Origin of the sequence: Halostella sp. PRR32, from assembly GCF_034808085.1 — an archaeon.
GTDB classification, from domain to species: domain Archaea; phylum Halobacteriota; class Halobacteria; order Halobacteriales; family Natronoarchaeaceae; genus Halostella; species Halostella pelagica.
Genome location: NZ_JAXHGL010000001.1, coordinates 281,155 through 305,810 on the forward strand (window position 1 = coordinate 281,155; position 24,656 = coordinate 305,810).

Annotated in this window: 25 protein-coding genes; 16 read left to right on the forward strand and 9 right to left on the reverse strand. The window is 61.6% G+C overall.

Features of this window, described 5'->3' with window-relative positions:
- Positions 1–115: 115 nt before the first annotated feature.
- Together SM753_RS01565 and SM753_RS01570 are read right to left on the reverse strand one after the other, a co-directional pair.
- On the reverse strand, positions 116–1,192 hold the full coding sequence (locus SM753_RS01565) for a TrmB family transcriptional regulator sugar-binding domain-containing protein (RefSeq protein ID WP_323190286.1): 1,077 nt from the start codon (positions 1,190–1,192) through the stop codon (positions 116–118).
- A 58-nt stretch (positions 1,193–1,250) separates the two neighbouring features.
- Positions 1,251–2,225: an aldo/keto reductase gene (locus tag SM753_RS01570; protein WP_369335317.1), complete on the reverse strand. Its 975-nt coding sequence runs from the start codon at positions 2,223–2,225 to the stop codon at positions 1,251–1,253.
- Between the two features lie 228 nt (positions 2,226–2,453).
- Between SM753_RS01570 and SM753_RS01575 the strand changes: the two genes are divergently transcribed.
- Entirely contained in the window at positions 2,454–3,245 is a 792-nt protein-coding gene (locus tag SM753_RS01575) for a hypothetical protein (RefSeq protein ID WP_323190288.1), read from the forward strand.
- Positions 3,246–3,327: 82 nt separating this feature from the next.
- On the opposite strand, the gene SM753_RS01580 is transcribed toward SM753_RS01575, so the two are convergent.
- Together SM753_RS01580 and SM753_RS01585 are read right to left on the reverse strand one after the other, a co-directional pair.
- Positions 3,328–4,392: an HTH-type sugar sensing transcriptional regulator TrmB gene (locus SM753_RS01580; protein ID WP_323190289.1), complete on the reverse strand. Its 1,065-nt coding sequence runs from the start codon at positions 4,390–4,392 to the stop codon at positions 3,328–3,330.
- Positions 4,393–4,482: 90 nt separating this feature from the next.
- Complete coding sequence (locus SM753_RS01585) at positions 4,483–5,226, reverse strand: PAC2 family protein (RefSeq protein ID WP_323190290.1); 744 nt, start codon at positions 5,224–5,226, stop codon at positions 4,483–4,485.
- Between the two features lie 84 nt (positions 5,227–5,310).
- Here SM753_RS01585 and SM753_RS01590 point away from each other — a divergent pair, with 84 nt between their 5' ends.
- The gene (locus SM753_RS01590) at positions 5,311–6,276 is read left to right on the forward strand and encodes a mechanosensitive ion channel family protein (RefSeq protein ID WP_323190291.1); all 966 of its coding nucleotides are present in this window, start codon (positions 5,311–5,313) and stop codon (positions 6,274–6,276) included.
- 83 nt (positions 6,277–6,359) lie between these two features.
- On the opposite strand, the gene SM753_RS01595 is transcribed toward SM753_RS01590, so the two are convergent.
- Entirely contained in the window at positions 6,360–6,764 is a 405-nt protein-coding gene (locus SM753_RS01595) for a universal stress protein (RefSeq protein WP_323190292.1), read from the reverse strand.
- Positions 6,765–6,957: 193 nt separating this feature from the next.
- On the opposite strand from SM753_RS01595, the gene SM753_RS01600 reads away from it, so the two are divergent.
- Complete coding sequence (locus tag SM753_RS01600; protein ID WP_138797585.1) at positions 6,958–7,197, forward strand: DUF5816 domain-containing protein; 240 nt, start codon at positions 6,958–6,960, stop codon at positions 7,195–7,197.
- Positions 7,198–7,256: 59 nt separating this feature from the next.
- Positions 7,257–7,577, forward strand: a complete 321-nt coding sequence (locus SM753_RS01605) for a hypothetical protein (protein ID WP_135534326.1) — start codon at positions 7,257–7,259, stop codon at positions 7,575–7,577.
- On the opposite strand, the gene SM753_RS01610 is transcribed toward SM753_RS01605, so the two are convergent.
- Positions 7,574–8,770 carry an alanine--glyoxylate aminotransferase family protein gene (locus SM753_RS01610; RefSeq protein ID WP_369335311.1) on the reverse strand — a complete coding sequence of 399 codons (1,197 nt, stop codon included), beginning with the start codon at positions 8,768–8,770 and terminating at the stop codon, positions 7,574–7,576. The genes SM753_RS01605 and SM753_RS01610 overlap by 4 nt on opposite strands.
- Positions 8,771–8,857: 87 nt before the next feature.
- On the opposite strand from SM753_RS01610, the gene SM753_RS01615 reads away from it, so the two are divergent.
- The 8 genes from SM753_RS01615 (at position 8,858) to SM753_RS01650 (ending at position 16,288) form a co-directional block, all read left to right on the forward strand.
- Complete coding sequence (locus SM753_RS01615) at positions 8,858–9,415, forward strand: mechanosensitive ion channel domain-containing protein (protein ID WP_323190293.1); 558 nt, start codon at positions 8,858–8,860, stop codon at positions 9,413–9,415.
- Positions 9,416–9,486: 71 nt separating this feature from the next.
- Positions 9,487–10,464, forward strand: a complete 978-nt coding sequence (locus SM753_RS01620) for a metal-dependent hydrolase (protein WP_323190294.1) — start codon at positions 9,487–9,489, stop codon at positions 10,462–10,464.
- A 161-nt stretch (positions 10,465–10,625) separates the two neighbouring features.
- On the forward strand, positions 10,626–11,243 hold the full coding sequence (locus SM753_RS01625; RefSeq protein WP_323190295.1) for a hypothetical protein: 618 nt from the start codon (positions 10,626–10,628) through the stop codon (positions 11,241–11,243).
- Positions 11,240–11,905, forward strand: a complete 666-nt coding sequence (locus tag SM753_RS01630; RefSeq protein WP_323190296.1) for a hypothetical protein — start codon at positions 11,240–11,242, stop codon at positions 11,903–11,905. Before SM753_RS01625 ends, SM753_RS01630 begins: the two co-directional genes overlap by 4 nt.
- A 63-nt stretch (positions 11,906–11,968) precedes the next feature.
- Complete coding sequence (locus tag SM753_RS01635; protein ID WP_323190297.1) at positions 11,969–13,750, forward strand: ABC transporter substrate-binding protein; 1,782 nt, start codon at positions 11,969–11,971, stop codon at positions 13,748–13,750.
- Between the two features lie 66 nt (positions 13,751–13,816).
- On the forward strand, positions 13,817–14,662 hold the full coding sequence (locus SM753_RS01640) for a phosphatase PAP2 family protein (protein WP_323190298.1): 846 nt from the start codon (positions 13,817–13,819) through the stop codon (positions 14,660–14,662).
- A gap of 46 nt (positions 14,663–14,708) precedes the next feature.
- Positions 14,709–14,909, forward strand: a complete 201-nt coding sequence (locus tag SM753_RS01645; RefSeq protein ID WP_323190299.1) for a dodecin — start codon at positions 14,709–14,711, stop codon at positions 14,907–14,909.
- A gap of 137 nt (positions 14,910–15,046) precedes the next feature.
- Entirely contained in the window at positions 15,047–16,288 is a 1,242-nt protein-coding gene (locus tag SM753_RS01650; protein WP_323190300.1) for an MFS transporter, read from the forward strand.
- On the opposite strand, the gene SM753_RS01655 is transcribed toward SM753_RS01650, so the two are convergent.
- From SM753_RS01655 to SM753_RS01665, 3 genes are all read right to left on the reverse strand, one after another.
- Positions 16,285–16,653, reverse strand: a complete 369-nt coding sequence (locus SM753_RS01655) for an iron-sulfur cluster assembly accessory protein (RefSeq protein WP_323190301.1) — start codon at positions 16,651–16,653, stop codon at positions 16,285–16,287. The genes SM753_RS01650 and SM753_RS01655 overlap by 4 nt on opposite strands.
- Positions 16,654–16,898: 245 nt before the next feature.
- Positions 16,899–18,173, reverse strand: a complete 1,275-nt coding sequence (gene hisD, locus SM753_RS01660) for a histidinol dehydrogenase (protein WP_323190302.1) — start codon at positions 18,171–18,173, stop codon at positions 16,899–16,901.
- Between the two features lie 244 nt (positions 18,174–18,417).
- Positions 18,418–19,245, reverse strand: coding sequence for a class I SAM-dependent methyltransferase (locus SM753_RS01665; protein ID WP_323190303.1), 828 nt, complete (start codon positions 19,243–19,245; stop codon positions 18,418–18,420).
- Between the two features lie 901 nt (positions 19,246–20,146).
- Here SM753_RS01665 and SM753_RS01670 point away from each other — a divergent pair.
- The 4 genes from SM753_RS01670 (at position 20,147) to SM753_RS01685 (ending at position 24,580) form a co-directional block, all read left to right on the forward strand.
- Positions 20,147–22,057, forward strand: a complete 1,911-nt coding sequence (locus SM753_RS01670) for an ABC transporter ATP-binding protein (RefSeq protein ID WP_323190304.1) — start codon at positions 20,147–20,149, stop codon at positions 22,055–22,057.
- Positions 22,058–22,125: 68 nt separating this feature from the next.
- On the forward strand, positions 22,126–22,872 hold the full coding sequence (locus SM753_RS01675) for a phytanoyl-CoA dioxygenase family protein (protein ID WP_323190305.1): 747 nt from the start codon (positions 22,126–22,128) through the stop codon (positions 22,870–22,872).
- On the forward strand, positions 22,865–23,674 hold the full coding sequence (locus SM753_RS01680; protein WP_323190306.1) for a class I SAM-dependent methyltransferase: 810 nt from the start codon (positions 22,865–22,867) through the stop codon (positions 23,672–23,674). Before SM753_RS01675 ends, SM753_RS01680 begins: the two co-directional genes overlap by 8 nt.
- Positions 23,675–23,917: 243 nt before the next feature.
- Positions 23,918–24,580: a sirohydrochlorin chelatase gene (locus tag SM753_RS01685; RefSeq protein ID WP_323190307.1), complete on the forward strand. Its 663-nt coding sequence runs from the start codon at positions 23,918–23,920 to the stop codon at positions 24,578–24,580.
- Positions 24,581–24,656 lie beyond the last annotated feature (76 nt).

Consider the following 24,656-nt stretch of genomic DNA (forward strand, 5'->3'; position numbering starts at 1 on the left):
CGGCACTTATAAGTATGGGGGTAAGGTACAACTACTGTTGTTAATAGATCCGACCAGTCCGTGAACGAACCTGTCGGTGCTGAATGGCGCGCGGGAAGGCGGGAGAAGGACCTCGTTACTCGATGGCTGTGATCGTGATACGTTCCGCTTCGACCGATTCGATCATCGCTCCCCACCCGCCGACGGTGTACGTCTCAGTTCCAGTGTGTATCGTCAACTGGACCTGTCCAGCCAGCTGTGAGGGCAGGCGCTCGTCGCGGTCTGACGCCGAGGCGCTCGCGTAGCCGGTTTCGACGATGTTCCCCGAGAGTTCGACTCGTTCGCCGGTCTCCGTGTCGTATCCGTCGACGGTCGCCCGGACGGTCACACCGTCGTCGACGAGCGGGCCAACGTCCCGGACACACTGTCTGATCTCGACATACGTTATCGGCGGGTCCGTCCGTCCTTCGACGTACAGGGAGTCCCACTGTTCCCAGAGACAGGTCAGGAAAAACCAGTGGAAGACGTACGTGTGGGTCCGGTCGTCCACGAGGATGCCGTACTCGTTGACTGAACTTGCGTGCGGCGAGAAACACGTCCACGCGCGGTCGACGAGCGCGACGAACGGCGACGGTAGTTGCCGGTGGCGGGCCTCGGTGCAGGTCGTTTCGAGTTCCGATTCGTCTGGAAGCGCAGTCGCGTCTCCGGCCGGGGCGTACAGGGAGAGTTTGACATCGACGCCCGCCTCGCGGGCCGTCCGGAGCGCGGGAGCCAGACGCTCGTACCGGTTCGCAGGCACCGACAGTTGCACCTGGTTGTCGGCGGATTCGATGCGGGACTCGGCCCTCTCGATCACCGTTTCGAACCGCGTGACGATGCTCACCTTGTGGTCGTCTATCGCGGGACGGTTCCACCGCTCTTCGATCTCCTCGGCGGCGTCGGAGAACCGCTCGGCGAGCGTCTGCAGGTCCTGAAGCACCTCCGCCGGGTCGTGTGCGCGAGCGTGCAAACTATCCTGCTGATACGTTTCGACGTACCCCTTGTCCTCCAGATCGCGGAGAACGTCGTATATCCGCGGGTCAGGCACCGAACTCGCCTCGGCGATGTCGGTCGCCGAGGACGCGCCGAGTTCGAGGACCGCGACGTACGCCTCCGCCTGATACGGCGACAGGCCGGCGTCCTGCAGAGTCTCCGTCAGATCGCTGCTATCCATGCTTCCTCCAGCGTCCGATGGTCGCGTCGCATCTCTGTGTACCTCGTTTCCCACCCCCTCAGTCTTTCCCTTTTGCGGGCCAGGACGGCCGCTTCGGCGCTTCGATGCGCTCTGTCTCAGCCTCGGAGAGTGACACGCGTAGCGCGCCGACGTTTTCTTCGAGATGGTCGACCGAACGCGGGCCGATGATCGGCGCGTCGACAACGTCTTTGTGGAGGAGCCACGCCAGACTCACCTGTGCGGGCGACACGTCTTTCTCGTCTGCGAGATCGCGGATCTCGTCTAACACCTCCCAGTTCGCCTCCGTAAAGCGGTTCTGCGTGTACTCGTCCGCGTCGGCCCGCAGGCCCTCTTCGGGATCCGAACCGCGGTCGTACTTCCCGGTGAGGAACCCGCCCGCCAGCGGCGACCAGGGAATGACGCCGACCCCCTCCTGTTCGCAGACGGGCAGGAGGTTCGCCTCCTCGTGACGGTCCACGGCGTTGTACTCGGGTTGCATGCAGACGAACCGCTCGTAGTTCTCGATATCCGCGGTGTACAGCGCCCGCTGGAACTTCCAGTTCGGCATCGTCGAGGCACCCACGTATCGGACTTTCCCCTCGTTCACGAGGTGGTCGAGCGCCGACAGCGTCTCCTCGACCGGCGTACTGTCGTCCCAGCGGTGGATCTGGTACAGGTCGATGTACTCGGTTCCGAGGCGGTCGAGGCTCTTCTCCACCTGTTCGAGGACGTGTTTTCGCGACAGTCCCTGCCCGTTCGGACCCTCGCGCATCCGACCGTACACCTTCGTCGCGAGGACGAGTTCGTCCCGCCGACCGCTGATCGCGTCACCGACTATCTCCTCGCTCTCCCCTTGCGAGTAGACGTTGGCGGTGTCGAGGAAGTTGATCCCGAGGTCTATCGCCCGGTCGATTATCTCCTTGCTCTGTTCCCTGTCGCCGATCATCCACGGCTCGTCGGACCCGAAGTTCATGCACCCGAGGCAGAACCGCGACACTTCCAGGCCGGTTTCGCCGATCGACGTGTACTCCATCTCACTGTTCGTCATGTGAAGTGCTACCACAGCAGGCAGTAAAATAACTGGCGCGGCGGTGATCGGGAGTTCGGCTGCCGTACCGCTAACTCCATGTGAGAGATCTCCGAACGCTAAGTTATTTTGGCTGGCCCGAACGCTAAGCCAGTTTGGCGGGCCACCCGAACGCTAAGCCAGTTTGGCTGGCCACCCGAACGCTAAACCCGCTCGATGTCGGAGTTCGTGTACATGTCGTCGCCGCTCGGTTCCGTCCGACGACCGGAACACACCGGAGACCGTCGGTGTTGGCCCTGTACCGTCGCCAACGGTCTCGTTCTCGTCGCTGTCAGCGTCGCCGTCGCGTTCGTCAGCCGGGTCGCGGCGCTGGCCGTGCTCGTCCTCGGTGCCGTCGCCATCGCCGTCCGCGGCTATCTGGTGCCGTACACGCCCTATTTCGCGCCGGCACTCGACGCGGTGTTCTCGGTCGATTTCCACGAAGAACCCGGTCCGAGCGGTTCGCTCGGGCGTGAAGCCGACGGCGAGGACGTTCTCGCCGCGCTGGTGGCGGACGACGTGATCGTCGCGGACGGCGAGACGCTGTATCTCACCGACGAGTTCCGCGAGCGCTGGCGTAGGGAGGTGGCCGCCCTTCGTGAACTCGCCGACGGCCGGCTCGTCGCGGCTGTCGCCGACGCCGCGCCGCGGGCTTCCGGGGCGCGCGTCGAGCGGCGACGCGGACACACTACCGTCGTCGTCGAACCGGACACGGGGTCCGTTACCGACGAGCGACGGCTCGCCTATCCCGTCGCGCTCGCGGAGGTCGGTGCCGTGAGAGCGCTTGCGGGGCGAGTCTCCGACCCGGGGATCCGGGCAGCGGCGGCCGAACCACTCCGTCGGTTTCTGGAAACGTGCCCGTCCTGCGAGGGCCGAGTCGAGGAGACGACCGCACAGCAGTGTTGCGGCGCGCCGACGAATCCGCGGGAGGGACCGCAGGCGGTGCTTGCCTGTGCAGACTGCGGCGAACGGCTGGCCACCCTCTGACGCGTCAGATCGGGTGTGCGTCGTGACCGTATGTCGCCGACGCAGGGACAGCGATACCGGTACGCAGTTACAACCGCCACTATCAGGGCTCGAACTCCGGCGGTTCGTCGCGGCCGATCCGTATCTCGTAGGCCTCCAGGTCCTCGAAGGCGGCGACCTGACCGCCGATAGTGACCTCTTCGCCGTCTTGCGATTCAACGGTGAGTCCCGCGACTTCCTCGCTGGCCTCGAACGCGATGTCGACGACTTTCCCCCGGATCAGTCGCGACTCCCCGGTCGTGACGTCTCGCCCCTGGATCGTGGCGTAGAACTCGCCGCCGGCCTCGATCAGGTTCTTCACGCACCGGCGAATCGACGCGTATCGGCGGGGAAACGGCCGTTCCGTGCCGTCCGCGGCGAGCGTCCTCGCCGCGGTCGTCCACAGGACCGTCCCGAAGAATCCCGAGACGAGGAACCCGAGCGCCGACCGGTTGAAGATGACTCCGTAGCGGTCCTGGTCGTCCCGGAGGGCGTCCTGCGTGGCGTAGATGGAATACTCGCCGTCGGCTACGGCGACGACCGGCGTGGTGATACCTCGACGGGCTCGGGCGGTCGTACAGACGCGCATGTAGTCGAACTCGTCAGGGTCCGGCGCTTCCGCGGCGGGCGTTATCAGGAGTTCGACGCTCACGCCGTTTTGCTGGGCGGTCGCGAGTTTATCCTCGAACCGCTCTAGGAGTTCCGGCGTCAGTGAGAGCGCCAGTTCGTACTCCGCCGCCTCGATGACCTCCTCCAGATATCGAAGGATCGTCGACCGCGATTTGACCAGAGATACCGCCTCGGTGTCGCGCGCCGGTGCCGTGTACCGGGACTCCAGTTCGTCGATCATCTCGGTCAGCGACCCCTTGATCTCCGAGTACGCGTCGTCGGGGTCGACGGCGATTATCTTCATCGGTCTGGACTCCCGGAGTTCGACCAGACCCCGGTCGCTGAGGCTTCTGACCGTGTCGTACACGCGCGGTTGCGGTATCTCCGTTCGGTCCGCGATCTCGCTGGCGGTTAGCTGTCCGTGTTCGAGTACTGCCAGATACGCCTCTATCTCGTATTCGCCCAGATTGAACCGTTCGCCCACCCGTTCCATCGTCGAGCGAAGGTCGTCCGTCGTCATATGTCACTCACTGCACTCGCGGCGTAAATGATTTACCGAAAACCGAGTAGCACCTGGTTACGAAAACGAGTTTGTCGCGAACGACAGCGCTCACATGTACATCCGGTCTTCGGGCCGTTCCCCGTCGGGAGCCCGGTCGATGCGCTCGGAGAGGTTGGCGTAGTACTGCTGGACCTGTGTTGCGAACTCCCGGAGCGGGTCGGTATCTATCGGAACGTCGTGGATTGCGCTGACGGTGTCGAGCAATCGAAGGGCGGCCTCGACGTCCGGCGCTTGCGCGTGCACGGGCGTCACGAGGACGCCGACGCGGAGGTCCGTTTCCATCCCGCGCTCCATCAGCGCGGCGTTCGCACCGTCGAGGAAGCCGTTCTGCATCGGCGGTGCGTCGACATCGTCGAGATGGGCCTCCCGGTAGTCGTCAGTCGCCACGTAGAACGTCCGATGAGCGTCCGGCCCGTGAGCGAACGGGATTCCCGAGAGAACCGTCACGTCCGTAACGTCGTTTGCAACGGTCCAATCGACGACGGCCTCGCCGAACGAGTCCGCCGCCCAGACGGGGACGAACAGTTCCGACAGCAGGAGCGTCGCGTCCAGACCGTCGCGAGAGAGGATCTGAGTCGGATGGCGAGGTCTCCCTTCCTCGAACGGCGTGATAGAGGGGATCCCCTCCGCTCTGACGTGACCCTGCGGTTCGAGTTCGAGATGGTCGGCGAGGTAGTCGACTGCCGTCAGTCCCGCGAGACCGAACCCGGAAAATCCCGCGATGACGGTTTCGGACGGCGCACTCTCCTGACTGACGCGGAACGTTGGCTCGCCGCGATCACGTGCGGTCATACCGACTCATACGGGGGCTAGGCATGTCAAACAGGCGGCGAACGAACCACACACCTCTTTTATCCCGGTGCCGAGAGGGGAGACGTGCAACTGAACGGCGTGCTCCAGACGACCGCGCTCCGCTGGGTAGAGGAGAACGTTCCCGGCTATGTCGTCGATGCAGGGATGGCGGTCCTCATCGTCGTCGTCGGGTGGTACCTCTCGATCCTCGCGGTCCGACTGCTCGGTCGGCCGGTCGCGCGTCGGTTCCGGCGGCCGAGCATCACGCGGACCATCCTGCGAAGTATCCGAACCGCCGTTTTGTTACTCGCGGTCAGCGCCGCCGCGGTGCGGATCGGATGGTTCAGGCCGGGGGAAGTCCTCATCTCGGTGACGGTTCTGTCGGCTGTTCTCGGTATCATCCTCGCGCCCATCGCCGGCAGCATCATCAACGGCCTATTCGTTCTCGCGGACCAGCCGTTCGAGATCGGCGACATGATCGAACTGGCGGATAGAGGGGAGCGCGGCTACGTCGAGGAGATCACGCTTCGCTACACGAAGATGTTCACTCTCGACAACACCTTCATCGTCATCCCGAATTCGACCATCCGGGAGCGCGACGTGATAAACCACTCCGCGGAGGACGAGCGAACCCGTCTGTCGCTGTCGATCCTCGTGACGTACGAGAGCGACATCGACCTCGCCCGGACGATCACCGAGCGGGCGGCCCGCGACGTCGAGGAAATCATTTCCGGCGGGCCGAGCATCCGGATCGGCGGCGGTCGCTATCCGGCCGCACCGACCTGTTACGTCGACGAATACGCCGATGACGGAGTGCTTCTCACGTTACGGTACTGGGCGAAACAACCGTACAAACTGTTGACTGTCCGCTCGAAGGTGAACGAGCGGATCTGGTCGTCGCTGGAGGAAACGGACGATGTAACTATCGCTTATCCGCACAGACACCTCATGTTCGACGACACGAGCGGAACCGCGGACGTGACTCTCGGCGAATCGGAACCGAATCAGGAGCGGTCAACCAGTCGGTCGGGTTCCGAGGAGCGCGAGTGATGGTAGCAGTCACAGGAGAAATCGGATGTGCCGTCGCATCTCGACAAGACCACGTAATCGGTGACGAACGGGAATATAGGGCTTCAGTCGCCGCCGACAGTTACTATCTCGCACGAGAGCCGCGCCCTGAGGAATTTCTCGATATCCGGTTCGTTGTACAGTCTCCGGAATATCCGCCGCAGTCGACCGATCTGCTTGTGTCCGATAACCACTACGTCCGCTTCCTCGGCGACGGCTTCGTTCAGTATCGACTCCTCGATCAGAAAGCCCGATCGAACGATGAAACGAGTGTTCGAAAGCGCACCGAACTCCCGTTCGACGGCACGTCTCAGGCTCGCTCGCGTAACGTCTTTCCCGTTCTGATAGAGGTTAACGTGAAGGACGGTGAGTTCGGCGTCGTTTTCGTCCGCGATGCTGATAGCCTCGGCGAGCGTCTCCCGGGAATGCATAGAGAGCGGATAGCGAACAGGGACGACAATGCAGTCCATCAGATAGACTCTCCTCCCGGATCCCAGTAAGTCTTCACAAACGTCGGGCAGAGCGACATCACAGTTTCAGACCAGGTTACGACCGGGTAGGTACGTCGTCGGCGGCGATCAAGGGTTACTGTCGCGAGTCGGTTGACCAGCCACCGCGACGCACAGATAGGGCTTAAACCGCTGTATCTCCTAGTCGTCGGCTATGGAGACGCGTACGACGCCGGCAGGCGAGACGGTGTACGTCGACCGAAGCGACGGCGAACGCGGGTCGGACGGACCCTTCTTTGTCGCCTATCGAACGCCCGAGAGAGAGCAAAAGTACGGGTGGTTCTGCGCTAACTGCGAGACGTTCGACAACGCGATGGACGCGATGGGACGCATCGAGTGCAACGTCTGCGGTAACTTCCGGAAACCGACCGAGTGGGACGCCGCGCACGAGTAACTGAACGATTTCTGTCCTGTGAGAAAGCTTATTACCCGTCCCGTGGTACTCCGACGTGAATGGGACCTGTTAACACGAACCTCGACGAACAGGCCAGATCGATCTTCAGCGACCTTGGGTACACCGTCTCAGGCGACGGGGCGGAGTTCCGCGCCGAGCGAGAGTGGAAGTCCGTTCACGTAACAGTGACCGAAGAGCCCAACGAAACGCCGGACACCGGCCACTTGCGCTGTTTCGTTACCTCCGAGGACCAGGCACCGGGACTCCGACGAAGTCTCACGCGCGCCGACCCGGAGTACGAGTGGGCGATCATCTCCGTCGAGGACGACAACGACTACGAAGTCGTTCGCGCGCCGCCCTGTCGTAGCACCGCGCTTTAGCTGAGGCGGTCGCTCGTCGCCGAGAGACCGTCCTCCACGTCGACGGCCGCTCCCTTCTCGTCTAACACGTCTCCGAGCGCCGAGAGCAGGTAGGACACGTTCTTCGGCCGCGCCGAGTAGCCCATACAGCCGATGCGGAAGATGTCGCCCGACAGGTCGCCGAGGCCGCCGGCTATCTCCAGGTCGTACTGGTCGATCAGCGCCTGGATCACCTCGCCATCGGAAACCCCGTTAGGCACGCGAACGGCGTTGAGGCTGGGGAGCCAGTACTCGTCCGGCGCGTTCATTTCGAGACCCATCGCCTCGACGCCGGCTTTGAGCGCTCGGGCGACGTCGAGATGACGCTCCCAGCGGCTCTCGATCCCCTCCTCGGCGACGAGACGGAGCGCTTCGCGGAGGGCGTACACGTTCGTTATCGGCGCGGTGTGGTGGTACGCTCGCTCCTCCCCCCAGTAACCTTCGAGCAGTGAGAGGTCCAGATACCAGGAGCGCACCGGGTTCTCTCGCCCGAGTACTTTGTCCATTGCCCTGTCGTTCAGCGTGAGCGGACTCGCGCCGGGCGGACAGGAGAGACACTTCTGCGGGCCGGCGTACGCCACGTCGACGCCCCACTCGTCGACCCGCAACTCGACGCCGCCGAGTGACGTGACGCAGTCGGCGATCACGTAGGCGTCGTGTTCGTGTGCGATGCCGGTTAGTTCGGGGACATCGGGCTGTTTGACCCCGGTACTCGTCTCGGCGTGGACGAACCCGAACACGTCCGGCTGGTGCGCATCGAACGCCGCTTCGACGTCTGCCGGGTCGAGCGGTTCGCCCCACGGCGCGTCGACGCGAACCACCTCGCCGCCGGCGCGTTCCGCCATGCTCTCCATGCGGCCGCCGAAGTAGCCGTTCGTTGGCACGAGCATCGTATCGCCGGGTTCGACGACGTTGCCGATGGCCGCCTCCATCGCGGCCGATCCCGTTCCGGAAACCGGGATCGTCCACTGATTGTCGGTTCGAAACGTGTACCGCAACAGCTCCTGCACCTCGTTCATCAGTTCGATAAACGATGGGTCGAGATGCCCGACCAGCGGCGTACTCATTGCTCGGAGAACCCGCGGATGAACGTCGCTTGGGCCCGGCCCCATGAGTGTCCTATCCGGAGGCGTCAACTCGCCGACTTCGGGTGCGTCCTGGGCGTTGCGAACCATGGTCTCACTTGCGCCAGAATCCGTCAAAAAGCCTCGTCTCTCGGATCCCGGACGACACTTAACTTCCCGGACGCTGATAGGACCGTCATGGCACTCGCACAGACCGGCGAGGGCACCGCCAGTATCGTCGAACAGGTGCTCGAACGTTTCGTGGGCGATCTCGTCGCCGCCCTGCCGCAACTCATCGCCGGTGTGATATTTCTCCTCGTCGCGCTCGTCGGCATCAAGTTCGTCATGCTGGTGGTTCGGTGGGGCCTGAAGCGTGTGTTCGCGCGCGAAGAACCGGTGTATCGTCAGTTTCTCGCCCGGATCGTCGCCATCCTCCTGTGGTTCGCCGTCGCGCTCGCGTTTCTCTCCGTCGTCGGACTGGGCCGCATCGCGGCCGCGCTCGGGACGGCGAGCGGGTTCGTCGCGCTGGGCGTCTCCTACGCGCTCTCGGGGATGATCGAGGACGCCGTCGCCGGGATATACCTCCTGCGAGACCCCGACTTCATGCCCGGTGATACGGTTACCTCGGGCGACACGACCGGCGAGGTGAAAGCTATCGAACTGCGCAAGACCCGCCTGACGGTCGACGGCGATACGCTCGTCCGCGCGAACGGCGAGATAGAGTCCGAGTGGACGAAACACGAATCCGAGACATAGAGCGTCTGGCGTGCCACGATCTACCACGACGCCGAGGAACTTATGCGGAGTCGCTGCGTAATCTGGGTATCATGATGGTCGGCCACGCGCTGCTCGCGTTCGCCTTGGTTGCCGGGACACTCTCCCTGGCCGGGCGCTCCCGCGAGCGAGCGCTCTCAGTCGGCCTCATCGCCGCCGGATTCGCCGTCGTCCCTGACGCGGACATGGTGTACGCCCTAGCTGGCCTCCTCGACGCGAACTACGATAGCGTCTTCTCGGTCACAGAGGCCTTCTGGGAGACGAGCACGGTCGTCCATCGCTCAGTGACTCACTCGCTGGTCGTCGCGGTGCCAGCGGCGGTCGCGTTCGGCCTCTGGACGGCGGAGTCCCGTGTCGTGCGCGCCAGTGCCGCCGCGCTGGCCGTTGCGCTCGTCACCGCCGCACACCTGATCACGGGTCCGCTCGCGGCGCTCGTGATGGTCGCGTTTCTCGTCAGCGGATTCGTCGTCTCGTCGCTGGCGGATTCACAGGGGAAAGCTGGGCCGGTGACGGTCTTCGGGGCCGCAGTAGTCGGGATCTGGTCGCACCCCTGGGGAGACATGTTCACCGGGGAGCCGCCGCACCTGTTCTACCCTCTTACCGACAGCGCCGTGGTCGAGCGCGTCGCACTCTCACCGGATCCGACGTTGCACCTGCTCGGCGCGTTCGGCCTGGAGATAGCGACGCTGTGGCTGGCCGCGCTGGTTTACTGTCACATTTCTAATATCTCTATCTCCGAGAACGTTAACCGACGGGCCGCGCTGGGCGTCGTTTACGGCGTCGCCGTGCTGGCAATAGATCCGCCGACGCTCTCGGTGTCGTACCAGTTCGTATTCAGTATCGTCGCCGTCGGTATCCTCGCTGCGGTCCCGTTCAGTCGGGCGCGATTTCGAACGCGATTCCCCGGCGATCTGAGCCTCCCGGACCGGATGACGACGCCGGAAGGTGTACTGAGGGCGCTGTTGACCGGTCTCGCCGGCCTCACTGCGGCACTGCTCGCGTACACCGCTGCGTACGTACTTTTCGTCTGAGCGCCGTCTGTGCGCGTGCCGTTTCCGAACGACCGATACGCCTCGGTTTTTTAAACAGATATTCCGTACCGGTTTCAGCGATGGTCGTGGGTCCCGCCATGACTGGATAATTACAATACCGCAACACCAACCTTTTACCCGTGACGGGTCCACGCAATGCTATGGCAGACGCGGACATCGACATGCTGTTTCGCGACCGGCGAATCAACGCCGGTATCGCGTGGCTCCTCGTCGGGTTTCTGGGAGTGATAGCGGTCGTCGAACTAGTCGACGGCGAGTTCCTCTGGGCGGGGTTCGCGGCGACCGTCTGCGTGCTCTCGTTGCTCCCCATCGTCGCGTACAGGTCGGCTGAAGTGATGCTTCCCTGGGAGGTCGTCGCCGTCGCCGCGCTCCCGGTTCTCGGCCGCACGGTCGCGACAGTGCCGGTGACCGGGAACCTCGCAACGTACCTATCAGTCGCCGCTGTTGCACTCATCATCGCGGTCCAGTTGCAAGTGTTCACGTCGGTCGAGATGACGTACGGGTTCGCAATCCTCTTCGTCGTCGTGACGACGATGGCCGCGGCCGGGACGTGGGCAGTCGTCCGGTGGGCCGCGGATATCCAACTCGGAACCGGATTTCTCGTCGGCTACGAAGACCCCGAATACGCGCTGATGATCGAGTTCGTCTACTCGTTCGTGGTAGGTATCGTCGCCGGCGTCGTGTTCGAACTGTACTTCCGCCGGAGAGTTGACACGCACGAACGAGTTCCTGAAGAGGTCGCGGAGGGGGTACAATGAGACTACGCGACAGAGTCGGGATCTCGGAGAACCGGCAGACACAGATCACGTACGTCATGGAGATCGGTCTGGTCGTCCTCTTTTTCCTCGGGATGGAGCGCGGCAGTGTCGGCGTCATGGTCAACTGCGCGGTGGGTCTAGTCGTCATCCAGTTACCGCCCCTGCTCGAACGGGACTACGACGTTCCGATGGACCCCGCACTGACGCTCTGGATCACGAGCGCCGCGTTCCTGCACGCGCTCGGGACGGTCGGCATTCCCGGCACGGGCGCAACGTTCTACCGATCGACAGGGTGGTGGGACCACATGACCCACGCACTCTCCTCATCGCTGGTTGCGGGAGTCGGTTACGCAACCGTTCGTGCGGTCGAGGAACACAGCGACGACATCTACCTCCCCGACCGGTTCATCTTCGTGTTCATCCTGATGTTCGTGATGGCGTTCGGCGTGTTCTGGGAGGTCGTCGAGTTCGCCATCACTGAAGTCACGGATATCACCGGCGGCCCGCGCGTACTCACTCAGTACAGTCTCGAAGACACGATGAAGGACCTCCTGTTCAATCTGATCGGCGGTGTCATCGTCGCTATCTGGGGAACTGCCTACCTCACCGACATCGTCGGCGCTATCGAGGACCGTCTCGACGCCCGTTCGGGGGCCGAGTGAGCGTCGAATTCATTTCGGCCGTCAAGGAAACAATCAAATAGCGCCCGGTTTTTTGTTTCGGTCATGAACGGATGCGGGTCGAGCATTGGACGGCGGGAGTTGCTGGCTGGTCTCGGTACCGCGGCGGCCGCTGGTTCCGCCGGTTGCATCACGGACCTCTGGGCTAGCTCGGCTCGCGATGCTCCACAGCAGATCTCGCTGAACGTCAAGACTCTCCCCACCGACGCCGACACTCCCTCGATTATAATCGCCCGACAGTTCGCCGAGCGCCTGCAGGAGGTCGGGATCAATGCGACCATCGAACCGAAGTCCGAAGTGGAACTGCTCCGGGACGTTCTCCTCAATCGCGAGTTCGATATCTTTGTCACTCGGCACCCGGGGATAGAGAACCCGGACGAACTCTACTCGACGTTGCACTCCCTCTTCGTGGAAGAACAGGGGTGGCAGAATCCCTTCGGCCTCACGAACGTAACCCTTGACAAGCAGTTACAGCGACAACGCACCTCGTCGGGGCGGACACGGGACGCATCCATCAAAAACGCCCTCCGAACTACCGTCTCGGTCCAGCCGTTTTCCGTACTCACGTCTCCGGAGCATCTGACGGCAGTCGATATCGAACTCGCGACGACGTGGAACGTCACGAGTCTAAAGACGATGCTCGACTATCTCCGGATACGTCCCAAAGAGACCGCGTCTAACGACCTCGACACGCTTCGCGTCGCCCTTCTGAACTCCGAGGTGACCAAGAACCGGAATCCGATCGCCGTGGAGTATCACGACCGGAACAACGTTCTGGGGCTGATCTACGACCAGATCGGTCGTAGGATCGACGGCGATGTCGAACCGTGGCTCGCTCACTCCTGGATGTGGCTGGACAACCGCGACACGCCCACCGCCATCGTTAGACTCCGCGAGGACCTCACGTGGCACGACGGCGAATCGCTCACTGCCGACGATGTCGCGTTCACATTCGAGTTCCTCTCAGACACTTCGATGGGCGGTTCGAACGGCACGGTCCCAGCGCCGAAGTTCCGGTCCCAGTCGAGTCTCGTCGCCAACGCCGAGGCTCTCTCCGACACCCGCTGTCGGATCGAGTTCGAACCGAGCAGCCGCGAGGTAGCCGCTACCGCGTTTACCGTCCCGGTGTTGCCCCGCCACGTGTGGTCGGAAGAAACAGAACTGATTCAGGAGTACCTGACGCAGGCGATGGTCGACGAGAACCGCCAACCCGTCGGCAGCGGTATGTTTGCGTTCGACAGCGCCACGGCGGGTGAACAACTCACCCTCCAGTCGTTCGACGACCACTTCCTCCGTGAAAAGCGGGAATCGGACCTCGAACCCCCGGTCGAGCAGTTCGCCGGCGGACCGTCCTACGACACGCTCGAATACATTGTCACGCCGTCAGGTGCGGCGGCGATCGAACTCATCGAAAACGACGAGATGGACATCGTCGGATCGACGCTCGATCCCGAAGACGCGCCACGTGCCAACAAGTCTGACTCGGTCCGCTTACTCACCGACAGTTCGAGCGAGATGTACATTGCAGGGTTTAACGCCCGCAGGTCCCCCCTCACCAATCCGCATTTTAGACGGTGTCTCGCCCGACTGTTCGACCGCGAGCAGATCGCCGAAGACGTCTTCGACGGGTACGCCACCCCGGCTAATACGCCGCTCCACGGCACCGAATACGTCCCCTCGGATCTCGAATGGAACGGCGAGAGCGCGGTCGGCGCTTTCCCCAGTGAGAACGGAGACATGGACGTAGAGGCCGCAAAGCAACTGTTTCTCGACAAAGGATATCGGTACAGCGACGACGGCGAACTCCTCAGTCAGGGACAGTCCTAATATGTCACGGGCCTTCGTTAAGCGCGGAACCGCCGTTGTTAAATCGTTGAAGACGAACGTACAGGTATGGCACTAGCCGATGTAGTTTTGCGACTGACCGTCATGGTCGCTCTCCTGCTTAGTGTCGCCTCAGTCGCCCTCGTCGGTCCGCGGCGCATTTACCGTGCCCTCCGGGATTACCGCTGGCGTCTCGCCGACATCGGGCCATATCTGACGATACTGGTTCTCATCCTCGCTATCCGGAAATTAACTATGGATTATACGTCGGGGCTCTCCTGGTTGCTCGACCTGAACATCACGGCGTCTATCTACAGCCTCGAAGGCACGCTGGTCGCCGACGTCCAGTCGATACGATCGCCGATGCTAACTGATTACTTCGTGTTCATCTACCTCTACGGCTACGTCTTCCTGTTAGTGTTCCCGTTTATCGCTTACTTCGTGCGAAGCGACATGACCTCGATGAAAGAACTCATCGTGGCCTACGCGTTCAACTACGGCGTCGGTCTGATCTGCTACGTCCTCTTTATCGCATTCGGTCCTCGGAACCTGATTCCGGACATCGTCGACTCGCTCCTCTACGTCACGTATCCGCAGTCACAACTGCTCACCGGCGAGGTGAACCACAACACCAACGTCTTCCCCTCGCTTCACGCCTCGCTAGCGACGACGGTGTTCCTGTTGGCGTGGCGCACCCGCGACCAGTACCGGGCGTGGGTCCCCATCTCGTTCGTTCTCGCCATCAGCGTCTCGATAGCGACGATGTATCTCGGCATCCACTGGGGAACGGACGTCGTCGCCGGCACCATCCTCGCCGTAATAAGCATCTACGTGGCCGAGTACGTCGTCTCGCGGGACATGCTCGCCGGCTGGGGGCCGTTCGACGAGGAGTGGAACCTGTTCGACCGAGCGTAATCGGTCATACCTTTATCATTCCGCCGGATCTACTGGTGGACGCATTATGGTCTTCAAGAAGATCACGCTCATCGGTACGAGCCCGGAGAGTTTCGACGCCGCGGCGGACGACGCCATCGACCGCGCTGAGACGACGCTCGAAAACATCCAGTGGATCGAAGTAGACCAGCTCGGCGTCGAACTCGCCACCGCAGAGGACCGCGAGTATCAGGCCGAGGTGACGGTCGCGTTCGAACTCGAAGAGTAGGCTTCGACCACGTAATTCTTCCGCAACAGCCAGCTATATCCACCCATGTCGTTCGACGGTAACGGCGAAGACAGCGGAGCGACTGCTCGATACCTGCCTGACGCGGGCGAACAGCGTACACTGCGGCGGTGGACCTGATGAGCGACGGGTCACGTCCGGTCGTCTTCACCGTGATAGCCTGCACGTTTTTCGTCGGGTTCGGCGGGGGCGTCGTGTTTCCGATCCTCCCGAATCTGGAAGCGATTCTCGGTATCTCGCCGTTTCTCGTCGGCCTGATCCTGAGCGCGAACCGGTTCACCCGTCTGTTCGCGAACGCACCGTCCGGCGCGCTCGTCGACCGCATCGGAACCCGGACGCCGTTTATCGCCGGCCTGTTCGTCGAGGGGGTCGCCACGTTAGGGTACAACGTCGCCATCGCGTCGGCCGCCCCCGCGGCCTGGTTTCTCATCGCGCGGATCGCGTGGGGCGTCGGAAGCGCACTCGTGTTCGCGACGGCGTACACCATCACAGCAGACGTGAGCCAGGCAGAGTCCCGCGGGACTAGCATGGGCCTCGTCCGCGCGGGGATCACGTTCGGCTTTCCCGCCGGCCTCGTCCTCGGCGGCATCGTCAGTGACGAGTACAGCATCGCCGCGGCGTTCGCTATCGCGGCGGCGGTCGCACTGGTCGCAAGCGCCCTCGCGTATTTTACGGTCCCCGAGACGCACGTCGAGGAGAACCAGGCGGGCGTGAACCCCTGGAACGTCGATCGGAGCGTTCCCGCACTGACGGCCGGACTGGTCAACTTCGGCCTGTACTTCTCCTACGTCGGCGTCCTGTTCGCGACGCTCGTCCTCTTTCTGGACGCCCGGAGCGTGAGTATTCTGGGCTATTCGTCGCAGGGGACATCCGGGTTTCTGATGGGGATCACTGTCCTCGCTGGGTCAGTGTTCATGCTCGTCGGCGGGAAACTCAGTGACGTACTCGGCGCTCGCGTCCCGATCCTGATCGCGTTTCTCGTCACGGCCTGTGGCGGGTTCGCCCTGCTCGCGGACGCGCAGTCGGCGTCGACGCTGACGGTCGCCTGCTGCCTCATCGGCGCGGGACAGGGCGGCGTCGGCGGGCCGCTGCTGGCGCTCCTCGCTGACCTGACGCCACCCGACCGGATGGGCCGAGCGACGGGAACGAACAACGTGCTTGGCGACGTCGGCGGCGGCCTCGGCCCGATGGTCTCTCTGCCCGCCGTCAAAGCCGTCGGGTTTGCCCCGGTGTACGCCGCCTGTGCGATCATCCCGGCGGTAGCGGGGCTAGTGCTACTGGTCGGTGTCTACTCACACACCGGATCGCTGAATCCGCAGGTGAAAGCTGAGTCAGCGGACGAAGTCGGCGGGGCCGACTAAGTTCGGAACGACTCGCCGCAGCCGCACTCGCTGACGACGTTCGGGTTTTCGACGTTGAACCCCTCGCCCTGAAGACCCGTCTCGTAATCGAGAACGCTCCCCTCGATGTAGTTGAGACTGGCCGGGTCGACGAACACCTGAAGGCCGTGGTGTTCGTAGATGGTGTCTTCCTCGTCTGCCTCGTCGTCGAAGCGCATCCCGTAGGAGAGACCGGCACAGCCACCTTGCTGGACGAACAGGCGGAGACCCGCCTTGGTGACGTCCAGGTCCTCGCCCTCTAGCAGGTCCAGAGCCCGTTCCGCGGCCTGTTCCGTGACGGTGATTTCGGGTCGGGTTTCCCCGTTCCCGGCGGCGTCCGTACTCATAGTTCACACGACGTAGCCGAACGTGTTAACCCTGACGCTGATACTGTCGGACGTAACTGTTTCAGATATTTCGCGGGAACGTCCCCGCGAAGTTCTTCACTGACTTCCGTCAGTATGAAATCACTGCGGCAGGCCGGGTTCCGGGCGTCGCCTATCGTTCCGTCCAGCGGGTCGGCATAGTTCGACTCGCCACACGTCGTCAGATCGCCGTCGTGGAGCGCAGCGAAACGACGAGGTTCGTCGCGCTATCGCTCGTCGAACCGCCTCCGGACGCTCTCGGCGTGCGCTTCGAGCCCCTCGGCCTCCGCAAGCGTCGTGATGGTGTCGCGCAGGTCGCCGAGCGAATCCTCGGAGAGGCGCTGGACCGTCGTCGAGCGCAGGAACGTGTCCACTGAGAGGCCGCCGTTTCGCTTCGCACCGCCGTTCGTCGGGAGGATGTGGTTCGTACCGCTGGCGTAGTCGCCGGCCGCGACAGGCGTGTGTGGGCCGAGAAACACGCTGCCCGCGCTGTCGATGCGCTCCAGGATCGTCTCGTCGTCGTCGGCCTGGATCGAAAGGTGTTCGGCGGCGTACGCCTCGGCGAAGAGGATCACTTCGCTCATCGAGCGGGCGTGGAATATTCCGCTGGCGTCGTTTTCCAGCGCCGCGCGGATCGTCTCTTCGCGCTCCCGGCCGGCCGCCTGCGCTTCGACCGCGTCGGCGACTGCCTCGGCGGTCGGTTCGTCGTCAGTCACCGCGACGACGGAGGCGTTCTCGTCGTGTTCGGCCTGTGCGACAAGGTCGGCGGCGACGTACTCCGGGGTCGCGGTGTTGTCAGCGACGACGAGGATCTCGCTCGGCCCGGCGAGGAAGTCGATGTCGACGTCGCCCTGTACCTCGGCCTTGGCGGCCGTGACCCAGCGGTTGCCCGGGCCGACTATCTTCTGGACGCTGTGGACCGATTCGGTGCCGTAGGCGAGCGCCGAGATGGCCTGGGCCCCGCCGACGCTGTAGACGGTGTCAGCGCCGGCGGCGTGGATCGCGGCCAGCGTCACGGGGTTCATCTCCTCGGCAGGCGGCGTGGCGACGGCGACGTTCTCGACACCGGCCACCTTCGCGGGGACGATACCCATGATGGCGCTGGAGGGGTACGCCGCGGTGCCGCCTGGCGCGTACACGCCGACGTGTTCCAGTGGGCGGAACCGACGGCCGAGTTCCCGACCGTCGAACTCCTCGCGCCAGTCTTCGGGCATCTGCGCCTCGTGGAACTCGCGGACGTTACCCGCCGCGCGCTCGATGGTGTCTCGCATGTCGTCGTCTATCTCCTCGTAGGCGCGTTCCGCCTCGTCCGTGACGACGAGGTTTGCGACCTCGACGTCGTCGAACTCCCGGCAGAACTTCCGGACGGCGACATCTCCCTCGGTGCGGACGCGGTCGACGATATCTCTGACATCGCCGCGGACGGTTTCGACGCCGGCGTCGCGGTCGAACAACGCGGCGCGGTCGTCCGGAGCGAGGTCGGGTAGTGACCTGACGTTCATACCTCTGCGTTGGCGGGAGCGCGAAAAACGGTTTCCCATCTGTGCCCCGAGCGAGGCGTCGTATCTCCCCGCTCCCGAGCGGCCGATCCTCCGCCTCGGAGAACTCGAATTCAGGCTTCGCGGACGAGGCGGTCAACGATCCGGATGAGAGCGGACGAGAACGACGAGAGCGAGACTAGGCGCCACAGTATGCCGGCATAAGCCGCTCATATCGGTCTATTCTCGTTGTTTGATCCGTCAGGGCTTACCCACTGTTCTCACGCTCTATACCTCCGAGTTGCTTTCTGCCCGCAATCACCTCTGTTTCCGCGCGTTGTACGAACGGTTCCCGCTCCGAGTCGGTCAGGCAAGCGCGGAGGTCGCGTTCGAACGCTTCCTGCTCGTCGCCGAAGGTTTCGGGCGAACAGTACGACAGCGAGAAGACGTAGCCGACGACGCTATCGACATCCCACTCGCGTTCGGTTTCGAACGTCGCAACCTCGACGTCGTGGAAGCCGAACGCGTCGAGCTTTTCGTCCCACGGGTCGTCGTAATCGACCGGACCGGTTCTGGGAGGTAGGTCGTCGATATACTCGCCAGCGATCTCGTACACCTCGTCCTGCCACCGTTTCTCCCCTCGGGTGAACCACTCGGCGTCGTTGAGTATCGCGACGCCGCCGCCGGGTTCGGTCATCGAACGAAGACGTTCCAGCGTCCGCTCCTGGTCCATCCAGTGGAACGACCGACCCATCGTCGTCAGCCGGACTGGACCCAGGTCCTCGTCCAAATCCGAGTCCGAGCCGACGACCCACTCGATGTTGTCTCGACCGGCCTCGGCGGCTCTCGTTCGAGCCTCTCGGATCATCGCTTGGTTCGGATCCATTCCCACTACTTCGCCGACGAACGCCGCGATCGGGACGGTGATTTGACCGGCACCGCATCCGAGGTCGAGCACGCGAGACGACTCGTCTAAGTCGAATTTCTCTTGCAGATATTCGATAGCCCCGCCGCCGTATCCGGGCCGGTATCTGGCGTAGTACACCTCCGTGCTCGTGAACGGATCGACGTCTGTTGGCGCCATCGGTCGGCTCACTGAACGACTGATCGTTCTCCGGCCATAAGTGTTCCGTGAGCGTGGATCGGACTGAAACGATGACAGGGGGACAAAGCGTCATCTCCGACGGTCAGTCCATGGGTACGAATGATGAAGAACAATACCGCGCGAGTTATAGTATTTCTGTTATAAGTTGGTTTTTGATATTTACCGTTTTACGCATTTGGAATGGATCCGTTCGTGATCCACGGAACGGGTTTCGGCCACTGAAACCGTCCCGGAAACGCTTGCGGATCCGGTATATTAGAAACCGCATCGACACTCCGAATTTGTATCACTTCGTCCCCCTACCGCTACTGAGACGGGGAGGACACGGCGACAGCCGAATTTCTGTAACTGAGATCTCATATCCCCTTATTTGATAAACATACGCCATATAATTATTTCGTATCATCATTTGTCGTTATATATCCGAGAGTTCGTAGCGCGACCGCGCGTTCAGTAGTATCGGACTGTCGGGAGAGTAGACTCAGACGGGTGTACGCGTTGTCGTCCTAAGATCGAAGAATTACTCAGTGGATGGACGAGCATCAGTGAACGGAACTCGACAACAGACAAGGACACGGGAACTCGACGACGATGGTCCCGGCGGGCGAGGTGGACCCAGAATCTTTCGGGGAGTGAGTTCGCGTGGAAACGGTCAGGGGGCCACCAACGGACGGCAGAAAGCCTATCGGGGAGTTCCGCCGGCGGATGCCGGGAACGAGCGGTCGAAGCGGACGCCCACCGAGTTCTTTTCGATCAACTCGTTCGAGCCCAATGAGCGAGCAGTACGTGAATTAATTGATGGTTTGGGAGCGTTCCCTCATCGCGTCACCGGTACTTCGGGTCGCTCGCGATCGGCACGTTTCTTAACTTCACGGCGACAACATCCACAAAAATGGCGCCGGGGATAGTAGGGTCGGACGAGAGGCAGGGTGGTAGGGGAAGAGAGGAGGCCGGACATCCCATACGTCAGCTTCTTCTCGAATACGGATGGGGCTACAAAAAGCAGTTCATCGTCGGACTCTTCTCGGGCGTAGCTGCTCGTGCCATGGGGATCGTTCCACCGTTTATACTCGCGACGGCGATCGACACTATCCTGCTCGAGCAACGCCCGCAGGCGATTCCGCTCGTCTCGACCGGATGGGTGCCCGACCAACCGCTGCAGCAGTTGGTTTTTGCCGTACTCGTCGTTGCGGTCGCCTTCCTTACGGAGTCTCTGTTGCACGTACTCTGCGGTTGGGAGTTAAAATCGTTTGCGCAGAACGTTCAACACGACCTTCGAACGGACCTGTATGAGGGAGTACAGCGGGCAGATATGCGGTTTTTCACCGACGAGAACACCGGCGAACTGATGTCAGTTCTCAACAACGATATCAACAACGTCGAGAGCTTCCTCACCGACGCGCTGAGTGACACGATCCGAACCGCGGCGCTTATCGTCGGCGTCGTCTCCGTTCTCCTCTACACGAACTGGCAACTGGCACTCATCACGCTCCTTGTCGTCCCGCTCATCGCAGGATTTTCGTACAAATTCAGCGAGGCGATCGGGTCGCGGTACGAGCGGGTTCGTGCCAGCGTCGGCCAACTCAATGCTCGACTCGAAGACACTCTCAACGGCATTGAAGTCATTAAAACCCACACCGCTGAAGAGTACGAGTCCACCCGGTTTGCCGAGGCGTCACAGGATTACTACGACGCGAGGTGGGACGTGATCCGGACAGAAGTGACGATGCATCCGGGCATCAGGCTCCCTGCCGGGATCGGCTTCACACTCACCTTCCTCGTAGGGGGCGTATGGATGCTCACCGGTCCTCCGGGGCCACTTGCGGGGACCGTAACCGCCGGAGAGCTAGTTCTCTTTTTCTTTTACACGAGACAGCTCATCTGGCCACTCTCGACGGTCGGCCAGATCATCAACCTGTATCAGCAGGCCCGAGCGTCCAGCGAGCGGATCTTCGGGCTTCTCACGACGCCGAATCAGGTTTCGGAAAGAGACGACGCTGAAGAGTTGACGGTGACTGACGGTCGTGTCTCGTACGACGATGTCACCTTCGGGTACGAAGACACTGCAGTGCTTGAGAGCGTGGATTTCACTGCCGAGGGGGGTCAGTACATCGGTCTCGTCGGACCAACCGGGTCGGGAAAGACGACGCTGCTAAAACTGCTCCCTCGACTGTACGATCCGGACGGCGGAACAGTCAGCGTTGACGGGACCGACATATCTTCGGTAACGCTCGAGAGCCTTCGAAGTACCATCGGGTACGTCGGCCAAGAGACGTTCCTGTTTTCCGGCACTATCAAACAGAACATAGCGTATGGGACACCCGACGCGTCCGAATCGGAGGTTATCGAAGCCGCAAAGGCCGCGGAAGCCCATTCGTTCGTTCGAAAACTGCCCGACGGATACGAAACCCAGATCGGTGAACGGGGGGTGAAGCTGTCAGGCGGGCAGCGTCAGAGGGTCGCGATCGCTCGTACGCTGTTTAAAGATCCGGAGATACTACTCCTCGATGAAGCGACGTCGGACGTCGACACGGAAACGGAACTCCTGATCCAGCGGAGTATCAACCGCTTGGCCGAGAACCGCACGACGTTCGCGATCGCTCATCGGCTTTCGACTATCCGGGACGCGGATCGGATCCTGGTCTTGGAAGACGGGCAGATCGTAGAGCGAGGGACTCACGAGGAACTGCTTGCTCGCGACGGCCTCTACGCGAACCTGTGGGAGATTCAGGCGGGCAACGTGGGCGCTCTTCCGGAGGATTTCACCGAACGAGTACTCAAGCGCCGGTCGGAATCCAGTTGAGTTCGGAGCGAGATTATTCAGTACCCCATAGATAATATTTATATAAATCCTTGTTTAATACATTTTTTATGGATCAAGACGATAAAATTCAGCGGACAGTCAAGAAGTTAAGCGAAGACGGGTACTGCATTCTGAACGATGTTTTTGATACGGACGTAGTGGAGGCCAAACGCGGACTGATAAACGAGATCATTAGCCAGCAAGAAGACGGACTCGTCGACCCGTTCAGTTTACGAGACGAGTACTTACTCCCGCAACGAGATGCAGGCATCGTTCCAGATGCCTACAAGAAGTATCCCGGGTTCAGAGAACTGGCCGAGGACGAACGAATTATCGAAATCGTCGAACGACTACTCGGTGAGAACATCTGTACGAACAGTAACTACATCATATACAAACCATCAGGAACGGACAACGAAGTCAGCGTTCACCGAGAGGTGGATCCCCAGTACACCGGTTCGCCGAGATATATCGCCTGGATCCCGTTGTGCGATGTCACAGAGGAAAACGGCTGTCTGAAAGCGATCGAGGGGTCACATACGCCGGAAGAAGTCGCAACTTGGAGAGAAACGAGTACCGACCGGGGCGTCGAACGCTACGACCCCGAGGCGATGAGCTACATCGAAATGAACGCTGGAGACGTTCTACTGTTTCACCACCATCTCATACACGGTAGCGACGATGTGACAACCGCCCAGCCGCGATACGCGTATCGCGTAATGTATCAACGGCCGGTTCCGGCGGAGTTGCCCGACGTTGGGTGCCCGGTTATGATACGGAGAGGGAACGTTCGAGGGGTCTCCAAAGATGGGTGACTCTGCGACCTTCGCCGTGGATAATTACTTCCTCCACGAGGGCCACGACCATACCCCGAACCGCGATCCGTACAAGATCCATCGAGCGTTAACCGCGGCATCGCGAAGCGAGGTCGTTGATTCCCTCTGCCGGAAGTTGTCCCTCTCGAAACTGAACGACCGGCAGGAAACGGAATCGTCGTTGGAAGACGTACTCGACACGGGGTATACCTTTCGAGGCTACGGCCGGTACTTCACGATTCAACCGATGCAGGTCCGGGAGGAACTAAGGGAACTCGCCGTCCTTCTCGACGAACACGCCCCCGAAAGCATCGTAGAGATCGGTACTGCAACGGGCGGAACGTTCTACGTCTTGTGTCGATACCTCCAAACGACAGATCTGATCGTGAGTGTCGATGTCCCGGGCGGGGTTCCTGGCGACGGAATGGGCGGTGGGTACTCGACGGGGAGAGCGGAGTTCATGCGTTCGTTCGCGACCGACAAACGGCTGGAGTTCGTTCGACAGAACTCCCACAGTTACGATACGGTACGACAGATCGAAAACGTCCTCGGAGACCGGGACATCGATTTCCTATTTATCGACGGGGATCACACGTACGGGGGCGTGAAAGCCGATTTCGACCTGTACAAACGGGTCCTCGCGGACGACGCTATCGTCGCAGTACACGATATTAAGGGGCCGGAAACCCCGTACTGCGAGGTGAGCCGGTTCTGGGACGAAATCAAGGAGAGATACAGGACGAGAGAAATCGTCGGACGCCAGGAGCAAACGTGGGCCGGAATCGGGATCATCTACCTCTGATCTGTTTCTTGGAGTAGCTAACTGCGAGTCCGGTTCTGTCCGCCCGGATCGGCCTCAAGTTATTTGTTTCATTATATTCAATGTTATTTTACCACAGAAAACACGGCTAAACTGTGGGTAAGAACGCGAGCTACATTAATGACCACCGAAACAGTCCTTCTCATCGGCCCCAGCACGAACACCGCATCGGGCGTTCTCGACAGCCACGCAAAACGGCTCGGTCAGCGGAGTTTCGCTGACGAAGTGGACACCGCAACGTTCGAAACAGACCCAGTGCGCGAGCTACGAGGCCAATTCACGGATATCACGACGGAGCGAGTGTACGCGGTTCCAGTGATAACTGCCCACACCAGTACCACAATGGAGAGGCTTCCGACAGCCCTCTCGTACATCTCTGGAGACGTTCGATACTGTGAACCGGTGGGCCGAAGTCCCGCAGTCACCGAGATCATTGTTCGCCGAACGTCGGGGCTGGTCTCGGCTGACGAGGAAGCCTCTATGATACTTATCAGTTCGGGGTGTAGTTCGAAACCGTATCACCGTCAGGCGGCCGAGTACCACGCGGCCCGGATCCGGGATCAGTCCAGCTATGCTGACGTGGTAACGTGCCATCTCGTTCAGGATCCGGCTATCGAATGTGTCCGTTATGAGGTCTCCAACGGTCGTGTAGTCGCCGTTCCGCTGTTTCTCACACGGAACGAGAACACGTCTAAACTGTCGCGTAAGCTCGGATTCGAACGCGGAAACGTCGACTGGATCGACCCGTTCAGTAGCCATCCGCGCATAACAGACGCGATTAGAGCAGAAGTCGAGAAGCAACGGGCTCTCGACGACGGACCGCCATCAACTGCCCGTGAAGATGAGATGCTCCAGAACGGCTCCGTCGAAAGCCACTCAGTCAGATAGTCACCTCGCTACGAGGACAGCCCTATACAGGCCCAGTACCAAAGGGGCTAATACGCCAACCCACAACTGCTACAGC

What these genes read in the sequence shown, in the direction of transcription:
- SM753_RS01565 (WP_323190286.1), bottom strand. Translation starts at nt 1,192, where the DNA reads ATGGATAGCAGCGATCTGACGGAGACTCTGCAGGACGCCGGCCTGTCG.
- SM753_RS01570 (WP_369335317.1), bottom strand. Translation starts at nt 2,225, where the DNA reads ATGGAGTACACGTCGATCGGCGAAACCGGCCTGGAAGTGTCGCGGTTC.
- SM753_RS01575 (WP_323190288.1), top strand. Translation starts at nt 2,454, where the DNA reads ATGTCGTCGCCGCTCGGTTCCGTCCGACGACCGGAACACACCGGAGAC.
- SM753_RS01580 (WP_323190289.1), bottom strand. Translation starts at nt 4,392, where the DNA reads ATGACGACGGACGACCTTCGCTCGACGATGGAACGGGTGGGCGAACGG.
- SM753_RS01585 (WP_323190290.1), bottom strand. Translation starts at nt 5,226, where the DNA reads ATGACCGCACGTGATCGCGGCGAGCCAACGTTCCGCGTCAGTCAGGAG.
- SM753_RS01595 (WP_323190292.1), bottom strand. Translation starts at nt 6,764, where the DNA reads ATGGACTGCATTGTCGTCCCTGTTCGCTATCCGCTCTCTATGCATTCC.
- SM753_RS01600 (WP_138797585.1), top strand. Translation starts at nt 6,958, where the DNA reads ATGGAGACGCGTACGACGCCGGCAGGCGAGACGGTGTACGTCGACCGA.
- SM753_RS01605 (WP_135534326.1), top strand. Translation starts at nt 7,257, where the DNA reads ATGGGACCTGTTAACACGAACCTCGACGAACAGGCCAGATCGATCTTC.
- SM753_RS01610 (WP_369335311.1), bottom strand. Translation starts at nt 8,770, where the DNA reads ATGGTTCGCAACGCCCAGGACGCACCCGAAGTCGGCGAGTTGACGCCT.
- SM753_RS01615 (WP_323190293.1), top strand. Translation starts at nt 8,858, where the DNA reads ATGGCACTCGCACAGACCGGCGAGGGCACCGCCAGTATCGTCGAACAG.
- SM753_RS01620 (WP_323190294.1), top strand. Translation starts at nt 9,487, where the DNA reads ATGATGGTCGGCCACGCGCTGCTCGCGTTCGCCTTGGTTGCCGGGACA.
- SM753_RS01625 (WP_323190295.1), top strand. Translation starts at nt 10,626, where the DNA reads ATGGCAGACGCGGACATCGACATGCTGTTTCGCGACCGGCGAATCAAC.
- SM753_RS01630 (WP_323190296.1), top strand. Translation starts at nt 11,240, where the DNA reads ATGAGACTACGCGACAGAGTCGGGATCTCGGAGAACCGGCAGACACAG.
- SM753_RS01635 (WP_323190297.1), top strand. Translation starts at nt 11,969, where the DNA reads ATGAACGGATGCGGGTCGAGCATTGGACGGCGGGAGTTGCTGGCTGGT.
- SM753_RS01640 (WP_323190298.1), top strand. Translation starts at nt 13,817, where the DNA reads ATGGCACTAGCCGATGTAGTTTTGCGACTGACCGTCATGGTCGCTCTC.
- SM753_RS01645 (WP_323190299.1), top strand. Translation starts at nt 14,709, where the DNA reads ATGGTCTTCAAGAAGATCACGCTCATCGGTACGAGCCCGGAGAGTTTC.
- SM753_RS01650 (WP_323190300.1), top strand. Translation starts at nt 15,047, where the DNA reads ATGAGCGACGGGTCACGTCCGGTCGTCTTCACCGTGATAGCCTGCACG.
- SM753_RS01655 (WP_323190301.1), bottom strand. Translation starts at nt 16,653, where the DNA reads ATGAGTACGGACGCCGCCGGGAACGGGGAAACCCGACCCGAAATCACC.
- hisD (WP_323190302.1), bottom strand. Translation starts at nt 18,173, where the DNA reads ATGAACGTCAGGTCACTACCCGACCTCGCTCCGGACGACCGCGCCGCG.
- SM753_RS01670 (WP_323190304.1), top strand. Translation starts at nt 20,147, where the DNA reads ATGGCGCCGGGGATAGTAGGGTCGGACGAGAGGCAGGGTGGTAGGGGA.
- SM753_RS01675 (WP_323190305.1), top strand. Translation starts at nt 22,126, where the DNA reads ATGGATCAAGACGATAAAATTCAGCGGACAGTCAAGAAGTTAAGCGAA.
- SM753_RS01680 (WP_323190306.1), top strand. Translation starts at nt 22,865, where the DNA reads ATGGGTGACTCTGCGACCTTCGCCGTGGATAATTACTTCCTCCACGAG.